At 70.9% G+C, this 16788-nt stretch carries 12 protein-coding genes; 4 read left to right on the top strand and 8 right to left on the bottom strand.

Annotation, left to right across the window (positions count from 1 at the left end; all coding sequences use genetic code 11):
- The 3 genes from IPJ78_00680 to IPJ78_00670 are packed head-to-tail and all read right to left on the bottom strand — an operon-like array spanning window position 1 to window position 3980.
- A complete protein-coding gene (locus IPJ78_00680; protein ID MBK7905058.1) occupies window positions 1-2196 on the bottom strand; it encodes a PQQ-binding-like beta-propeller repeat protein in 2196 nt (731 codons plus the stop codon).
- Window positions 2193-2618 carry a cytochrome c gene (locus IPJ78_00675; GenBank protein MBK7905057.1) on the bottom strand — a complete coding sequence of 142 codons (426 nt, stop codon included), beginning with the start codon at window positions 2616-2618 and terminating at the stop codon, window positions 2193-2195. The genes IPJ78_00680 and IPJ78_00675 overlap by 4 nt, the downstream gene beginning before the upstream one ends.
- Window positions 2619-2645: 27 nt before the next feature.
- Window positions 2646-3980, bottom strand: a complete 1335-nt coding sequence (locus IPJ78_00670) for a HupE/UreJ family protein (protein MBK7905056.1) — start codon at window positions 3978-3980, stop codon at window positions 2646-2648.
- 66 nt (window positions 3981-4046) lie between these two features.
- Between IPJ78_00670 and IPJ78_00665 the strand changes: the two genes are divergently transcribed.
- Together IPJ78_00665 and IPJ78_00660 are read left to right on the top strand one after the other, a co-directional pair.
- Window positions 4047-5237 carry a hypothetical protein gene (locus IPJ78_00665; GenBank protein ID MBK7905055.1) on the top strand — a complete coding sequence of 397 codons (1191 nt, stop codon included), beginning with the start codon at window positions 4047-4049 and terminating at the stop codon, window positions 5235-5237.
- Window positions 5234-5452, top strand: coding sequence for a hypothetical protein (locus tag IPJ78_00660; protein MBK7905054.1), 219 nt, complete (start codon window positions 5234-5236; stop codon window positions 5450-5452). The genes IPJ78_00665 and IPJ78_00660 overlap by 4 nt, the downstream gene beginning before the upstream one ends.
- Here IPJ78_00660 and IPJ78_00655 read toward each other — a convergent pair.
- Entirely contained in the window at window positions 5439-6485 is a 1047-nt protein-coding gene (locus IPJ78_00655; protein ID MBK7905053.1) for a zinc-binding dehydrogenase, read from the bottom strand. The genes IPJ78_00660 and IPJ78_00655 overlap by 14 nt on opposite strands.
- Before the next feature lie 131 nt (window positions 6486-6616).
- On the opposite strand from IPJ78_00655, the gene IPJ78_00650 reads away from it, so the two are divergent.
- Entirely contained in the window at window positions 6617-8704 is a 2088-nt protein-coding gene (locus IPJ78_00650; protein ID MBK7905052.1) for a DPP IV N-terminal domain-containing protein, read from the top strand.
- A 9-nt stretch (window positions 8705-8713) separates the two neighbouring features.
- On the opposite strand, the gene IPJ78_00645 is transcribed toward IPJ78_00650, so the two are convergent.
- Window positions 8714-9691: a hypothetical protein gene (locus IPJ78_00645; GenBank protein MBK7905051.1), complete on the bottom strand. Its 978-nt coding sequence runs from the start codon at window positions 9689-9691 to the stop codon at window positions 8714-8716.
- Between the two features lie 110 nt (window positions 9692-9801).
- Between IPJ78_00645 and IPJ78_00640 the strand changes: the two genes are divergently transcribed.
- Entirely contained in the window at window positions 9802-12180 is a 2379-nt protein-coding gene (locus tag IPJ78_00640) for a hypothetical protein (protein ID MBK7905050.1), read from the top strand.
- Here IPJ78_00640 and IPJ78_00635 read toward each other — a convergent pair.
- The 3 genes from IPJ78_00635 to IPJ78_00625 are packed head-to-tail and all read right to left on the bottom strand — an operon-like array spanning window position 12158 to window position 16705.
- Window positions 12158-13126 carry a carotenoid biosynthesis protein gene (locus IPJ78_00635; protein ID MBK7905049.1) on the bottom strand — a complete coding sequence of 323 codons (969 nt, stop codon included), beginning with the start codon at window positions 13124-13126 and terminating at the stop codon, window positions 12158-12160. The two genes, IPJ78_00640 and IPJ78_00635, sit on opposite strands and share 23 nt — an antisense overlap.
- Before the next feature lie 22 nt (window positions 13127-13148).
- Window positions 13149-14195: a hypothetical protein gene (locus IPJ78_00630; GenBank protein ID MBK7905048.1), complete on the bottom strand. Its 1047-nt coding sequence runs from the start codon at window positions 14193-14195 to the stop codon at window positions 13149-13151.
- Between the two features lie 2 nt (window positions 14196-14197).
- Window positions 14198-16705 carry a TonB-dependent receptor gene (locus IPJ78_00625; protein MBK7905047.1) on the bottom strand — a complete coding sequence of 836 codons (2508 nt, stop codon included), beginning with the start codon at window positions 16703-16705 and terminating at the stop codon, window positions 14198-14200.
- Window positions 16706-16788: the final 83 nt, after the last annotated feature.

The raw sequence follows: 16788 nt of genomic DNA, 5'->3' as shown, positions 1-16788 counted from the left end.
TCAGGGCAGTCGGAGCGCGACCAGCGCCGCCGTCGTCCCCGCCCCCGTCGCGAACACGATGTACTGCTTCCCTTTGTGCAGGAACGTCATTGGCATCGCGGTCGTCTTGGCCGGGATCTCCACCGCCCCCACCTGCGCGCCGGTGTTCTTGTCCACCGCGAAGAGCATCGGCTTCGCCCCGGGCACGCCGCCCGAGCGGCCGGTCCCGTAGATCACGAGCGTCCTCGTGTTGATCACCTGCGGCTGCTGGCCGCCGGCCGGACGCGGCGGGAGCTGGACGCCCGCGAAGAGCGGATGCGTGCTCGTCGTCGGTACCATCCCGCCGTTGGGGATCCACCAGCGCTTGTCGCCGACGTTCATGTCGTAGGCGGTGATGCCGCCGAACTGCTTCGGCTTGAGGATCGAGACGCCGCCGATGGTCGCGACGTTGCCGCGCCCCTCGAAGCCGCCGCCCCGTGACGTGGGCGGCGTGTAGCCCGGCGGCGGGGCGACCGCGCCGATCAGGCCGCAGTTGTCGCGCGGCGAGCTGTAGCGGAACTCCGAGCAGGGATCCTTCTGCAGCGTGATCGTCGAGAGGCCGCTGATCGAGGCGACGTACATCATCCCCGTCACCGGGTCGACCGCCGCGCCGCCGTCGATGTTCACGCCGCCCGAGGCGCCCGGCGCATACCACGCGCAGCGCGTGCCGGTGGGGCTCGACCCGTCGCTCAGCACCGCCGGGATGAAGTACGGTCCCATGCGGCAGGTGCGCGCGCGGGCGAGCGCCGAGTCGCGGATGGCGGGCGTGTAGTCGATCAGGTCGCTCTCGAGCAGTCCCTGCTGCGAGTACGGCGCCGGCTTCGACGGGATCGGCTGGGTCGCCCAGGTCCGCTCCCCGGGCACGTCGCTCTGCAGCACCGGCGTCTCGACGATCGGCCAGATGGGCTCGCCCGTCACGCGATCGAAGGTGTAGAGCCAGCCCTGCTTGGTCGCCTGCGAGATCGCCTTCCGACGCCGCCCGTCGACGGTGATGTCGAGCAGGTTCGGCGCCATCGGCGTGTCGTAGTCCCAGATGTCATGGTGCACCATCTGGAAGTGCCACTTCCGCACGCCGGTCCGCGCGTCAAGCGCGACGAGCGAGTTGCCGTAGAGGTTCGCGCCCGGGCGATGGCCGCCGTACTCGTCCATGAGCGGCATGCCGACCGGGATGTACACCATGTTGAGCTCGGGGTCGCCCGAGTAGGTCGCCCAGGCGTCGTTCTTGCCCACGCCCTCGGTGCCGATCTTCGAGCCGTTCTCCCACGTCTCGGCGCCGAACTCGCCCGGCTGCGGGACGAGGTTGAACTTCCAGAGCTGGCGCCCCGTGCGCACGTCGAAGCCGCGGATGAAGCCCGGGATGTTGCGGACGCGGATCGGGTAGTAGCCGTGGATGCTCGAGTTGCCGACGACGACCACGTCGTTGATGAGGATCGCCGGCGAGCTCGCCGCGATCTGGCCGTTCACCGGGTCGATGCCGATGGTGCCGTCGGCGCCGATCTTCTTCACCGGGTCCCAGGTCTCGCCGGGGCGCGCCCGACGCGCGGGCGCGGCGTCGGAGATCACCAGCGAACCGGAGTCGTCCACCGCGAGCGGCACGAGCGGGAAGCCGAGCCCGTCCATCAGGTCCACCACGCCGTTCTTCCCGAAGCGCGGATCGGGGAGCCCGGTCTTCGCGTCGAGCGACACAATGTGGTAGCCCGGCGTCACGACGATGATCCGCTCCTCGCGCCCGTCCGTCCAATACGACGGGCCGCGTCCCGCGAACTGGCGCGGCGCCTTCTGCCAGCGGATCCCTTCCTCCAGCCGGTACATCCAGAGCGTCTCGCCCGTCTCGGGGTCGATCGCCATCACCGAGCGGCGCGTCGTCGCCACGGTGAACAGCCGGCCGTTCGCGTAGAGCGGCGTCGTCCGGTAGTACTCGTCGGGGCCGAAGGTGCCGGCGTTCCACTGCCAGGCGACCTGCAACTTGTTGAAGTTCGTCGCATCGATCTGGTCGAGCGGCGAGTAGCGCGTGCTGTGCGCGTCGGCGGCCCAGAAGCGCCATTCACCGAACGCGTTGCCGCGCTCCAGGTTCGTCATCACCGGGGCGGCGCCGCCGGGCGCACTCGCGGGGCGTGTCTGCGCCTGCAGCAGACCGGGGACGAGCGCGAGCAGGAGCGAGAGGCGTCGAAGGGTCATCGCCGTGGACCGGTGGAGGTGGGGACGGTGCGGACGGAATCGAAACGGATACGACTGAGCGCGAGCGAGTCCATCGGCAGCGGGCGCTCGCCGGCGGGCATGCCGTTGGCGCGCACGAGGAACGCGACCGCGAGCAGGTACTCCTCGTCGGAGAGGCCGCCGGGATCGTTCTTCGGCATCTCGTTCTTGACATAGGCGTAGAGCGAGGCGAGGTCTCGCCCGATCCACTTGTTCTTGAAGGGCAGGCCGTTGTGCGGCGTGTGGCAGTTGTTGCACGCGCTGGCCCAGAGTTCGCGCCCCTCGTTGGCCTGCTGCGTGGTGTACACGCCGTCCGCGGTCGTCCGCGCCACGCCTTGCGTGAAGCCTTGCGCGGCGACGAGGAGGGCGATGGCGGCGAGCGGGACGAGAGGACGCAGGAGCACGGGAGTCAGCAGGGGGGCAACAGGGGGTCAGGAGGTCCGGAGGGTCCGGAGAATGTGCCGCAGCGCGAGCCCGAGGGCCAGCGCGAGCGTGAGGAGCAGGGCGAAGCGCATCAGTCCCAGGGCGAACGTCCCGTCCATCACCGGCCAGACGAACTGCGCCCGGTACTCGGCGAGCGTCGCGGCGCGGTCGGTCATCCAGTGCCATGCCGTGTGCGCCACGAACGCCGACCCCACGATCGTCACCAGCCGTTCGCGGTCGGCCCCCACGTGGGCGTGCATCCAGCGGAGCAGCGGGAGCGCGAGGGCGAGGACCAGCAGCTGCCCGAGCTCCACCCCCACGTTGAACGAGGCGAGCGCCATCACCAGATGTCCGCCGGCGAACTGGAGCTGTTCGCCGAGCGCGAACGAGAAGCCGAACCCGTGGACCAGGCCGAAGGCGAACGCGATCGCCCACCGCCGCTCGAGCCGGTCGGCGGGCAGCAGGATGTTCTCGACGGTCAGCCAGACGATCGACGCGGCGATCAGCACCTCCACCAGCGGCGGGAACCACCCCGCCGTCGGCGCGAGGCCGAGGGCCGACGCGCCGAGCGTGAGCGAGTGCGCCAGCGTGAACGCCGTCACGATCGCGACGAGCGACCGCCAGCGGCGCACCGGGAGCACGAGGCAGAGCACGAACAGCAGATGGTCGATCCCGCCGAGAATGTGGCGGAAGCCCTCGGCGACGAAACGCCGCACCGCGTCATGCCATCGCGGCGCGAGGGCGATGCGGTCGGGATTCCCCTCGTAGACCAGGATCCGGTCGCGGCCGTCAGCGCCGATGAGATGCAGCACGCTCGTCGTGCGCAGCCCGAGGTGCGCGAGCTGCGGATGCAGCACGAGCCGCGCGCCCGCCGCCGGCAGGGTGACCTCGAGCCGCACGTCGAACAGCGCCTGCCGCCACTGCAGCGTCGTCTCCTCCCCCAGCGGTTCGCGCGCGAACCGTGCCGACGCGGCGGCGAACGACTCGAAGCTGCGGTCGCTCGGGATCGCGAGCGCGGTCGCGAGCACACGCGGACGGCCGAGCGGGACCCCGTCGGCATCGAGCGCGAGGTAGTCGGCGAGCCATTGGGTCGCGGCCGTCTCGAGGAGCGGCCGTACCCGCACCAGGTCGAGCGACCCGTCCGGACGGAGCGGGAACTCCACGTCGCGCATCGCCTCGAGCGGCACCCGCAGCAGCAGGTCCACGCGCGTGCCCTCGGGGCGCACGTAGCCGAGCACCGCGACCCGCTGGGGGATCTCGTGGGCGGGCAGCGCCCGCGGCAGGAGCGGCTGGGCCAGCAGCGCCGTGGCGAAGGCGAGGAGGAGTCGTCTCTGGTGCATCACGCCGGGGAGATATAGCATTGGCCCCGTCCGCGCACAGGCTCATCACGCGACTCGGGGGAGTGGGACATGCCACGCAAGACTACGGTGATCACGGGCGCGGTGCTGGGCGCCGCCGCCCTCTCGCTCGCCCTCGGCCAGCGCGAGCTCTCCGCCACGCTCGAGCGGCAGGTGCAGGCGCCGTACTTCGAGGTCGATCCGATGTGGCCCAAACCGCTCCCCAACGGGTGGCTCCTCGGCATGGTGATCGGCGTGGGCGTCGACGCCCGCGACCATGTGTTCATCGTCCATCGCGGGCAGGCGACGCTGAACGCGCGCACCGAGGGCGGCTACGCGAAGGTCGGCCCCTGCTGCAGCGCCGCGCCGCCGGTGCTGGAGTTCGACCCCGAGGGCAACCTCGTGAACTCCTGGGGCGGCCCCGGCGAGGGCTACGTCTGGCCCGGCTCCAACCACGGCATCACCATCGACCACCTCGGCAACGTCTGGATCGGCGGCAACGGGGCGCGCGACTCGGTGAACATGGCCGACTCGCACATCCTCAAGTTCACGCACGAGGGGCGCTTCCTGCAGCAGATCGGGATCCCCGGCCAGCCGACGAACTCGAACTCGATGACCTCCTTCGGCCGCGTTGCCAAGGTGAGCTTCGACGCGGCGGCCAACGAGGCGTACGTCGCCGACGGCTACGGCAACAAGCGGGTCGCGGTGCTCGACATGGCCACCGGCGCGATCAAGCGCTACTGGGGCGCCTACGGCAACGCGCCGAGCGACACGAACTACGGGCCCTACGACCCGGCGAAGCCGCTCATCCCGCAGTTCCGCACCCCGGTGCACTGCGCCGAGCCCACCACCGATGGCCACGTGTACGTCTGCGACCGCGTGAACAACCGGATCCAGGTGTTCACCAAGGCGGGGAAGTTCGTGAAGGAGGTACAAGTTGCCCCGCTCACCCGCGGCGACGGCGCCGTGTGGGACATCGCCTTCTCCCGCGACGCGGCGCAGAAGTATCTTTATCTGGCGGACGGCAAGAACGAGCGCGTCTACGTGATGGATCGGCAGTCGCTCGAGATCCTCACGATGTTCGGCGACGGCGGGCGGCAGCCGGGGCAGTTCTTCGCGGTGCACTCCATCGCGACGGACTCCAAGGGCAACATCTTCACGACCGAGACCTACGAGGGGAAGCGTTTGCAGCGATTCGTCTATCGCGGGATCCGTCCCGTGTCGCGTCGGGACCAGGGTGTCCCGTGGCCCACTCGCCCATGAGCGTGATCCTCCAGCCTGAACGCCGGGGCGTCCCGGACCGCCGGCAGGGCGAGCGGCGCGAACCCGAACTGCGCTTCGGCGGACGGCGCGTCGCCGACCGTCGCGCCTCCGGCCGCCGGGATGCCGATCGGCGGACCGCCGAGCGGCGGCGCGGCGATCGACGCGTGGGGCCGCGCCGCGAGCGGCGCAGCTCCGGCGCCGTCAGGGTGCTATGACCGTGCGGAGCGGCGCGGTGTAGGCCTCGAGTTCGTCGAGCACGCCGTTCACCGCCGCCGCCTCGAGCGGCACGCTCCGCACCACCACATCCGTCAGGTCGAGGCGCTTCGTGCGCGCCAGCTCCAGCAGCAGCGGGAGCTCGGCGAGCAGGTGGTCGTTCGACCCGATCAGCTCCGTCTCGGGGCCGAGCAGTTCGCGATAGGTGTCGAGCTCCATCGGCGTGCGCGAGAGCCCGGCGATCACCGCGCGCCCCTGCACGGCGCACATCTGGATCGCCTGCCGCATCGTCAGCGGTGAGCCGACCAGCTCGAGCACCACGTCGACGCCGCGCCCGTTGGTCGCGGCCCGCAGGCCGGCCACCGGATCGATCACCGGCGCGCTCCCCGGCCGCGACGAGCGCACCGGTACCGCGCCGTACCGCGCCGCCGCCGCGAGCTTCGCCTCGTCGAAATCCACTGCGTACACGGCGAGCGCGCCGAGCGCCTTCGCCAGCTGCACGGCGGAGATGCCGAGCCCGCCGATGCCGATCACCGCGACCGTCTCGCCCGGCTGCAGGCGCCCGCGGCGGATCGCGTGGAGCGACGTCGCGCTCGAGCACATGAGCGCCGCGCCGTGCGAGAAGGGGATCTCCGCCGGCAGCGGGACCGCATTGCGCGCCGGGACCACGATGTACTCGGCGTGCCCGCCGTCGCGGTGATGCCCGATCATCTTCCCGGTGGTGCAGTATTGCTCGCGCCCGGCGACACAGTGCGCGCACTGGCCGCAGGTGACGAGGTAGTGGAGGCAGACGCGGTCGCCGACGGCGTGGGTGGTCACGCCGGCGCCGAGGGCCGCGACCTCGCCGGCGACCTCGTGCCCGAGCGTGATCGGCGCGACGAGCGACGCCGACCGCCCGGCGCGGTAGTGCGCGTCGGAATGGCAGATGCCCGCCGCGCGGACGCGGACGAGGACCTCGCCGGCGGCCGGGACCGGGGTCGGGAGGTCCGCGAGAACCACCGGGGCGCCGATGGTGTCCAAACGAAGTGCGCGCATGGCGAGTATCCGATGAGGCGGTGAAGGGGGCGCGCGGAATATGCGCCTGCCGTCGCCGGCGCGCCCACCCACGCGTAGCTTCTCCCCGTCCCACCCCGAACCCGTCCGCCACCCTGCGGCCCCGACGACCCATGCGACGCACCCTCTCCCGTTCCCTCGCGCTGCTCCTCCTCGCCGCCGCGGCACTCCCCGCGCAGGACCGCCTGCGCCAGATGCCCGGCTACGAGCGCTACGCGGCGATGGCCCCGCGCCTCCAGGGCGCCATCAAGAGCGGCGCCGTCACGCCGCAGTGGGCCGAGGATGGGCGCAGCTTCGACTTCACGGTGGACGGCAAGCGCCGCCGCTTCGACCTCACGACGCGCGCGGTGGGCGACGCGCCCGCGCCGACCGCGGGTGCCAATGGAGGCCGGCGGGGCGGCTTCCCCGCGCGTGGACGCCAGTTCACCGAGGCCTGGACCGCCGATTCGGCGCGCCGCGCCTTCTACAAGGACCGCAACATCTTCATCGCCAACCGCGATGGCTCGGGCGAGCGCCAGCTCACCACCGACGGCAGCGAGAGCGGGCGCATCAAGTACGGCACCGCGAGCTGGGTCTACGGCGAGGAGCTCGGCCAGGTCACCGCGATCTGGTGGTCGCCCGACGGCAGCAAGCTCGCGTTCTACCGGTTCGATGAGCGGCCGGTGCGCGACTACGTGCTGCAGATGGACCAGACGACCGTCGCCGGGAGCGCGGCGAGCGAGGCGTACCCGAAGGCCGGCACCGAGAACCCCATCGTCGACCTCTTCGTCTATGACGTCGCCACCGGCGCCACGCAGCGCATCGACGCGCGCGACGGCAAGCCGCTCACCGACGACGTGGTCGGGCACTACGTCTACGGGATCTCGTGGACCAAGGACGGCAGCGAGCTGCTGCTGCGCCGCACCAACCGCCGGCAGAACATCATGGAGTTCGCGGCCTGCCAGCCGACCACCGGCGCCTGCCGCGTGATCGTGCACGAGGAGTGGCTCCCGAGCTGGACCGAGAACTCGCCGACGATCTCGTGGCTCGCGGACGGCAAGCGGTTCATCTGGGAGTCGGAGCGCACGGGGTTCTCGAACTACTACCTCTACGACCTCTCCGGGAAGCTCCTCGCGACGCTCACGAGTCACGAGGCCGAGGTCGCGGGGATCGTGAAGGTCGACGAGCGCGCGAAGCAGCTGTGGTACTACGCCCGCACCGGCGACAACTTCATGAAGGTGCAGCTCCATCGCGTGGGGCTCGACGGCAAGGGCGACCGGCGTCTGACCGATCCGGCGCTCAATCACTCGGTCTCGGTCTCGCCCGACGGCCGGTTCTTCACCGACGTGGCGCAGACGGCGGCGATCGCGCCCACCACGCGGCTCATGGACGCGAACGGGCGCGTCGTGGCGACGCTCGCCGAGACCGACCGCACCGCGTTCGACGCGGCGGGTTTCAAGCCGGCGGAGCTCTTCACCTACACCAGCGCCGACGGCACGACGCCGCTCCACGGCATGATCCACAAGCCGTCGAACTTCGACCCGTCCAAGCGGTATCCGGTGCTCTTCTCCGTGTACGCGGGTCCGGCGACGAACGGGGCGCGCGAGGCGTTCACGCCGCCGATGGCGCAGACCGAGTTCGGCTTCATCATGGTGACGCTCGACACGCGGAGCGCGGCCGGCCGCGGCAAGCGCGCGCTCGACGCGATCTACCTCAAGCTCGGCCAGGTCGAGATCGACGACCTCGCCGCCGCGTCACGGCACCTCGCGAAGCTGCCGTACGTCGACGGCCAGCGCGTCGGCATCTTCGGGACCTCGTACGGCGGCTACTCCTCGGCGCTGGCGCTGCTCCGGCATCCCGACGCCTTCGCCGCCGCCTCGGCGATGTCCGCGGTGACGGCGTGGGACCACTACGACACGATCTACACCGAACGGTACATGTACACGCCGCAGGCCAACCCCGAGGGCTACAAGCGGGGGAGCGCGATGGAGTACGCGAAGGACCTGCGCGGCCGCCTCATGATCTACTACGGCACCGCCGACGACAACGTGCACCCGAACAACGCCATGCAGCTCATCCGCGCGCTGCAGCAGGCGGGGAAGAGCTTCGAGGTGCAGGTCGGGCCGGACGCGGGCCACACCGCGCTCAACCAGCAGCGGATGATGGAGTTCTTCATCCAGTCGCTGGTGATCGAGAAGGGGTCGGCGGTGTCGATGGACTGAGCCGGGCGCTCAGTAGCTCGTCTGGCGCTGCCCGAGCAGGGCAGCGCGGACGGGCCGGTCCATGTGGAAGTAGACGCGGAAGAGCTCGAACGCGATGATGCAGTCCCACGCGATCACGAGCCAGAGCAGCACCGCCTCCATCGGCAGGTCGGCCCACGCCCGCACCTTGATGCCGAGCATCTGGTCGTGGTGGTAGTTCCACCAGTCGTAGGGCACGCCGAGCGTCGCCTCCCAGATGAGGCTCACGAGCAGCAGGATGCCGAACGCGAAGCCGAACGCGCGCCAGTTCACGAACGGGCTGATCGCGCGCAGGAACAGGAAGGTCGGCAGGAATCCGAGCGTCATCACGAAGATGAAGTAGCCGGGGAACCCCTCCGGATGCGGGCCGACCCGCTTGAAGACGATCCCCGCGGCGAGCAGGGCCAGCCAGACCCAGAGCGAGCCCCAACTGATGTGGATGAGCTTCGGCACCGCGCGGCAGAGGTCCCGGTGCGCGTCGGGGTCGTAGTCGGCGAGCCACTCGTCGTTCGCCCACAGGTAGACCGCGATCGTGAAGAGGGCGCCGAGGATGTAGAACGCGAACTCCTCCACCGGCAGGTACCCGCTCACCCACGACATCGCCGCCCAGTCCCACGACGGCAGGAAGATGCCGAGCGTGGCATTGGGGTTCTTGAAGGTGAAGAAGGTGTACCCGAACACCGTGTCGAGCACGAAGCCGATCGAGGCGATCGCGACCGACGACCAGATGAGCGCCCGGCGATGCACGTTGGGCTTGTGCGCCTGCAGATGCAGCCAGAACAGCACGAGGATCGGGAAGAGGAAGAGCAGGAGGCTGATGGTGTAGCCGAAGCGCGACGCATTCGGGTCCTTGAGCGCGTCCGCCGGACCGGTACGGATGGACGCGAGCGTCAGCACGGCCGGGAGGCCGAGGGTGACGACCATCCCGAGCAGGATGCGGATGTCGCGGCCTGGATCGGTCTTGCGCATGTGGGGGTGGGGCGAGGGGATGACGCCGGCACCGGGGAGCGGCGCGGGTCGTGCGCCACTATCTTAGCCGCCAGCCCCGCCGCGCACATCCTCCCCCTCCATCCCTCCAGATGAACCTCGACCTGCGACGGCACAAGGCACTCGTCCTGTGGCTCTTCGTGGGCATCTGGTCCTTCTGTGCCGTCATGCGGCTCCGGGAGGCGCGGCACATCCCGACGTACGACTTCTTCGTCACGCGCGATCCGGCCGGCGGCTATCCGACGATCACCGGGTTCGACGACGAGTCGGCGGAGGGGAAGGGGCCGTTCGCGATCGGGGACCGTCTGGTCCGTGTGGGGACGACGGACTTCCGCGGGGAGGGCCAGCTGCGGTTCCTCGCAGTCTGGAGCGATGCCTGGTACCGCGCCGACGCGACCGTGCCGGTGGAGATCGAGCGCGGCGGCACCCGGATGCAGGTCGCCCCCTGGCGACGTCCGGTCCTCCCGGCGCGCTACTTCCAGGTCTTCATCACGTCGCTGGCCAACGCCATCGGTGCGGTGATCATCCTCGCGCGCGCGCGGCCCTCGCGCGGGGCGACGGCGATGTTCTTCGGTCTCGCGATCTACGCCACCATGTACATGGCGGAATGGGTCGCGCCCGGCCCGCTCTTCTGGGTCTCGTTCGGGATCGCCTGCGTCACCGCGACGCTCGCCCCCGTCGCCTTCGTCTTCCAGGCGATGGGCTTCCCCGACGAGGCCGGTGGCCTCAAGGGGCGCAATCTCCTCTGGCCCTGGCTCTTCGTGGGCCTTGGCCTGCTCTGGGTCTCGATCGTCTTCGGCGTGCCGTTCGATGCCGTGCGCGCACGGGAGCTCGCCCGGCCGTTCTCCGGTCTCTGGATCGTCACGCAGCTCACGCTCTACACGCTGAACTACCGGCGCAGCTCGCCGGCCGGCCGTCGCCAGGTGAAGTGGGTGCTCTACCTCGCCTACGTCGGGGCGCTGATGAGCTTCCTCGTCTTCCTCGGGACCGGCGACCTCGCGCTCACCACCTCGTCACCGCGCTGGGCGTCGCTGACCATCGCCGCCGCGTCGGTCCTCTTCCCGGCCTCGCTCATCATCGCGATGCTGCGGTCCGACCTCTTCGACGTCGACCGCATCGTCGGGGCGACCGTCTCGTACAACGTCATGGCGATCGTCGTCGTCGGCGGCGGGCTCGCCGTCGTCCCGCCGCTCACCGCGGGGCTCGCCGCGCGCCTCGGGCTCGACCCGTCCGTCGGCCGCACCGTCATCGCCATCGGCCTCGCCGCCGTCGTCATCATCACCGAGCGGCGCCTGCGGCCGTACATCGACCGGCTCTTCTTCAAGGAACGCTTCGCGCTCGAACAGGTGATGCAGGAACTCCCCGAACGCTTCGCCGCCGTGCGCAAGGCCGACGGCATGTGGACGCTCACCGGGGAGACGCTCGTCGCCAACCTGCGTCCGGCGAACTGCCTCATCTTCCTCTCCGCCGGCGACACCTTCGTGCCCGTCTTCGCCGATGGCGACGCCCTCCCCGCGGCCCTCGACGCGCGCACGCCGCTCGTGGCGTGGATCGACGCGCTCCCCGGGGCGGTGAAGGTCGATGCGCGCGTCCTCGGCCCCGGCGCCGAGGGTCGCGCGATGCTCGAGAGCCTCGGCGCGCGCGTCGTCGTGCCGATCCACCGCGGCCGCCACCTCGAGGCCTTCCTCCTCCTCGGCGAGAAGCGGTCCGGCGACATCTTCACCGCGACCGACCTCACCCTCCTCACCTCGCTCGGCAAGACCGCGTCGAGCCACATGCTGCGCTTCGACGAGGCCGAGCTCCTCGAGCGCGCGAAGGCGATGCAGGAGAAGATGCGCCGCTACGTCCCCGGTGCCGTCGCGGAGGCGATCGCGCTCGGCGACGACCTCGCGACCGGCGAACGCGAGGTCTCGGTGCTCTTCGTCGACATCCGCGGCTACACCGCCTTCGCCGACGGGCGCGAGGCGACCGACATCTTCTCCACCGTCAACCGCTACACCGAGACGGCGAGCAAGATCGTGACGGAGAACGGCGGGGTGGTGGTCGAGTTCAACGGCGACGGCATGATGGCCGTCTTCGGCGCGCCGCGCCCCCTCGCCGAGAAGGAGACGAGCGCGGTGCGTGCCGCCCGCGCCCTCGTGGATGCGGTCCCGCGCATCGCCGGTCCCGAGGTCGAGGCCCCCGTCCTCCGCGTCGGCGTGGGCATCGCGACGGGGATCGCCTTCGTCGGGAACATCGAGGCCGTGGACCGGACCATCTGGAGCGCCATCGGCAGCACCACCAACCTCGCCGCGCGCCTGCAGGTCCTCACGCGCGAGAAGGGAGCGAGCGTGCTCATCGATGCGACCACGCACCAGCGCGCCGGTGCGCCGGCCCGCGACTTCGTGCGGCACGCCGATGTCGTCATCCGCGGCCGCAAGGAGGTCGAGACCCTCTACGGGCTCCCGCTCACGCCGGGCGCGGTCGCCTGAAGCCGGCGAGATACGGCATCAGCAGCATCAGCAGCCCGACGGCGATCGTCGCCGCCATCAGCACCGCCTCGCCCGGCCACGCCGCGGCCCCGATGCGCTCGAGGTAGTAGAGGCTGCCCCAGGTCAGGTACGCGTAGACCGGCCACGCGAGCAGGCCGGGCGAGAACGGATTGTCGAGGCGCACCGTCCGGCGCTGCAGGAGCACCATCAGGAACGGCAGGGCGATCGCGATGGTGAGTGCGGTGTACTCGGCCGTCACCCCGCTGCCCGTGATGCCGAACACCTTCGCGACGCCCGCATCGAGCCCGATCGCGAAGACCGCCATCAGCAGGAGCAGGACGACCTGGCCGTGGAGCGGCCGCTCCTCGCCCCGGAAGTAGCGCGCGCCGAGCCGCACCGTGCAGGAGAGCGTCGTGATGACGATGAACCAGCCGAGGAAGTTCGACACCGGGACGCTGAACCAGTAGGCGATCGGCGCGTCCACCGGCTCGCACCACGTCCAGAGCGAGAGCCCGCCCCGCAGCGGACCCGTCTCGTCCATGCAGGGGAGCAGGGTGTTCGCGACCGCGCGCGTGCTGCTCATCACCGGGTCGATGACGAGGTCGAGCGTCATCGCCGTCGCGCCGTCGTAGAACGGCCGTTGCCACCAGGGGAGCCCGAGGGCGTCGCTCGTCCGCATCACGCAGTAGAGGATCGAGGCCCAGCAGATCCCGATCGTCACCGGCACCCAGTTGGGCCGGCGCCCGAACATGAGCCAGAGGTTCGCGTAGTCGTAGTCGTGCGTCGTGTGGAGCGCGAGGGCCTCCACGCTCATCCCGTACGCGAAGGCGGCGAAGAGCGCGACCGCCTGGTAGCGGCTGACCTTCGCCGCACGAACGAGATAGTAGACGAAGATGGCGAACGGCGGGAGGACGGCGAGCGCGACGAGCCAGGCCGGGAGGTCCATGTTCAGGAGCGGGTGCGAAGGGTCAGCGGCCGAACCACGGGAACGGACGGAGGAAGAACGACTGCACGCGCGCGCCGAGGAAGGCGAGGCCGCGCGCCCACGGACTCAAATGGAAGTACTCGACCCAGCCCTTGCCCGCCGGGCCCTGCGACGGCGTCCAGGTCACCGAGGCGCGCACGTAGATGGGCGTGTCGAGCAGCGGGCCGGTCGCCGCCGCGGTCCAGGACCGGCTCGGCGTGCGCACGCCGAGCGTGTGCGGATAGCGGATGTCCATCGCGTTGTCCTTCCGCCAGTCGCTCGGCGACACGTCGAGCGACCCCGTCACGGTCGGTTCCCACACGCCGAGCGCCGCCGAGTAGCAGAAGGTCAACGCCCCCTCGTACTCCGCGGCCGGCGTCACCTTCGCGAACATCACGCCCTCGGCGGGCGTCTCGGTGCGTGCCCAGTTCCACTCGAGGTTCGTCCAGAAGATCTGCTGCGTCCCCCACGGATGGTCGTGGTAGCCGCGGCCGTCCACCGGGCGCGCGACGCCGTCGATCGTAATCGTCCCCTGCGAGCGCATGAGGGGCGCCGAGAACGAGACCGCGGTGAAGAGGCGCGCGTCGGTGCGATCCGTGAAGTAGCGCCCGGTCGGCGTGGGAAGGAAGCCGAGGTGCTCCGGCCGCATCGTCAAGTGGGCCTGGAAGCCGGGGAGGTCGATCGTCACCGCGTAGTGCATCGTCTCCGGCGTCGCCCCGACGATGCGCACGGAGCAGGCGTCGATGGCGATCGTGCGCTCGTCCGCGCCCTCACGGAACGAGAACGCGCTCGGCGCGTAGTTGCGGATCCGCTTGAGCGCCCGCGTCGGGTCCTTGTATTCGAGGTAGACCGACGCCTTCCGGGTCGCGAACACCGGGTTCTGCCGGCTCATGACCAGCACGAGGTCGGTGCCGTCCTCGCACGCGAGGTCGAAGTACCACCACTCGAATGCGCTCGGGAACGCCGCGAGGTCGGCCGCCGGCATCTGCGGGCCGTCCCACGCGAGCGCGAACGGCGTGAACGGCGCCTCGAACCCTCCGGGTGCGGTCACGCTCAGCGCGCCCAGCCGAGCGTCACGAGCACGCGCCGCTCGATGACCGAGCCCCCGAGGGCGTGCACGCGCTTCTGGTCGAGCAGGTTGGTCGCGCTCACGCTCAGCGTGAAGGCGTCCCGCAGCGGCATCCGCGCGTGCAGGTCGAGGGCGGTCGCGGCCGGCAGCGTCGCCCGCCAGGTCCCCACGCGGAAGGCGAACGCATCGGTGTAGCGCGCGCCCACGCGGACGCGCAGGCCGCCGGGGTGCTGCCAGCTCGCCGCGAGGTTCGCGGCGTGCGGCGGCGCGTTCGCGTCGATGGTGTCGCCCGGTGCGAACCGGTCCTGGTCGATCGTGAAGTCGTACCAGGTGTAATTCGCGTCGATCCGGAGGCGATCGTTCGCTTGGTACGCCGCGCCGACCTCGGCGCCCCGCTCGGTCGCGCGCCCGGCATTGCCGAAGGAGAGGATGAACGCGGTGTTGCCGTTCTCCAGCCGGCTGATGGCGTTGCCGACGGTCCCGATCACCGCCTGCTCGAGGCCCGCCCGCGCCGGCTCCGGCACCGCTGCGGGCGCCGTCCAGATCGGGAAATCGGGATTCGTCGCCGGCATGATGCCCGTCGCGAAGTCCGTGATCACGCTCTGGTACGCATCGACCGTGAGGAAGAGCCGCCCGAGCTGCGCCTTGTACCCCACCTCCAGCCCCTGCACGACCTCCGGCTCGAGTGAGGCATTGCCGAGCGCGTAGACCGGCACCGCCGCCGATGTGGTGAACAACTCGCCGTTCGGCACGCCGCCGAGCGCGGCGCCGAGCGGCGAGGCGCGCAGTCCGGCCTCGAGCGCCGAGAGGTCCTGCGGCGCGCCCGCCGGGAAGCGAAGGAACCGCTGGAACGCGCTCGGCGCGAGGTAGCCGCGGTTGAACGTGACGCGCAGCGCCTGGTCGCGCGCCGGCGCGAACACCACGCCGAGCTTGGGCGAGACCTGCGACGCGAACTGCGAGCCGCCATCGACGCGGCCGCCGACGATCACCTTGAGTCGTGGCAGGACGGTGTAGTCGAGTTGCTGGAAGAGCGCGTAGATGCCGTCGGTGCGGCCGTCCTCCGCGGCATCGAGCACCGTGCCCTTGGAGTCCACGCTGATCTGGCGCGCCGAGGCGCCCACCACCCAGCGGCCCGCGTCGCCCGCGAAGCGGAAGGTGCGCTGCCCTTCGATGTGCGTCGTGCTCCCACGGTCGAATCCGCGCGTGCCGCTCGCCAGCGCGGTCTGGTCGCCGTCACGTCCAGTGAAATAGGCGAAGAGGCTGTAGTCGTCGGCGGTGAGCGCGATGCGGGCCCAGGGGCGCGTCGCCTCCTTCACCTGTGAACGACCGGTGCCGGTCGTGATCACCGTGTTCGCGACGCGGCTCGTGCCGCCCTCGATCGTGAGGACACCGCCGTCAGCGGCGTAGCGATCGGCGCGGAGCGTCCCGAACGTGACCTGCGTGGGGTCAGGCGTGCCGCTCGCGGCGCCGGGGAGGCCGAACGCGCCGGCCTTGGTCTGTCCGAACAGCGGCAGCAACTCGTAGCCGGGAGCCGGCGCCGCGATCGCACCCGCGCCGAAGCCTGCCGCGCCGTACTCGGCCTCCAGGTCACCGAGGTTCGTGCGCGCGCGATCCCACGTGTCGCTCTGCTGGAACCCGGCGCTCGCGCGGAATCCCCACCGCCCGTCTTCGGTCAGCCAGCTCTGTCGTCCATCGACCTTGAGCAGGCCCAGCTGGCCCGCGGAGACGTTCACCCGGGTCCCTCGCGTCTCGCGCACCGCCGGCGTGGTGATCGCGAGCACGCCGCTGAACGCGTTCGCGCCGTAGAGCGCGGCGCCGGGGCCGCGCACCATCTCCACCTGCGTCGCCTCCTCGAGCACCGAGAGGTCGGCCCATTCCTGGTTGCCGAGCATCGGGATGGAGACGTCGCGGCCGTCGATCAGCACGAGCGTCCGGCGATTGAGCGGCGTGTTGAAGCCGCGCGTGTTCACGTTGAAGTCGAAGAGGCCCGCCTGCGCCGTGCGCACGCCCGTGAGATCGGCGACGAGCATCGGGACCTGCCCCGAGGCGGCGAGGTCGCGCACCCGCGCCGGCTCCACCGAGACGATCGCCGCGGGCGCGTCGACGGTGCGTTCCGGCACGCGAGAGGCGCCGCTCACGCGCACGAGGCCGAGCAGCACCGGGTTCGCGCGCAGCGCCGCGTCGAGCACCCGTCGCTCACCCGCGGCCAGCACGAGCGTGTCGGTGCGCGGCGCGTAGCCGAGCCAGCGGAAGAGCACCGTGCGCGTCCCCGGCGCGATCCCCGTGATCCGATAACTGCCCGTCGCATCGGTGGTGCCCGAGCGGCCGCCGCTCACCGTCACCGAGATCCCCGCCAGCGGTCGCTGCGTGGCGGCGTCGCGCACCGTGCCTTGCAGCGTGGCGTCCTGTTGTGCGGCGACGGCGAGAGGGACGAGCAGGATGGCCAGCAGGGCCGACGCGAGTCGGGCCGCCGGACGGGAGGCATGGTGCATGGCGTTCTCCGGGATGTTCTCGCCGCGGACCGTGGGACACGGCGCAGCGGCGTTGATTCGCTGGGACAATCTGTCCCCGGCGG

It is taken from the genome of Gemmatimonadota bacterium (assembly GCA_016714015.1).
GTDB lineage: Bacteria > Gemmatimonadota > Gemmatimonadetes > Gemmatimonadales > Gemmatimonadaceae > Pseudogemmatithrix.
The sequence above is the reverse complement of the archived record's forward strand: the minus strand, read 5'-3'. Positions and strand labels throughout refer to the sequence as shown.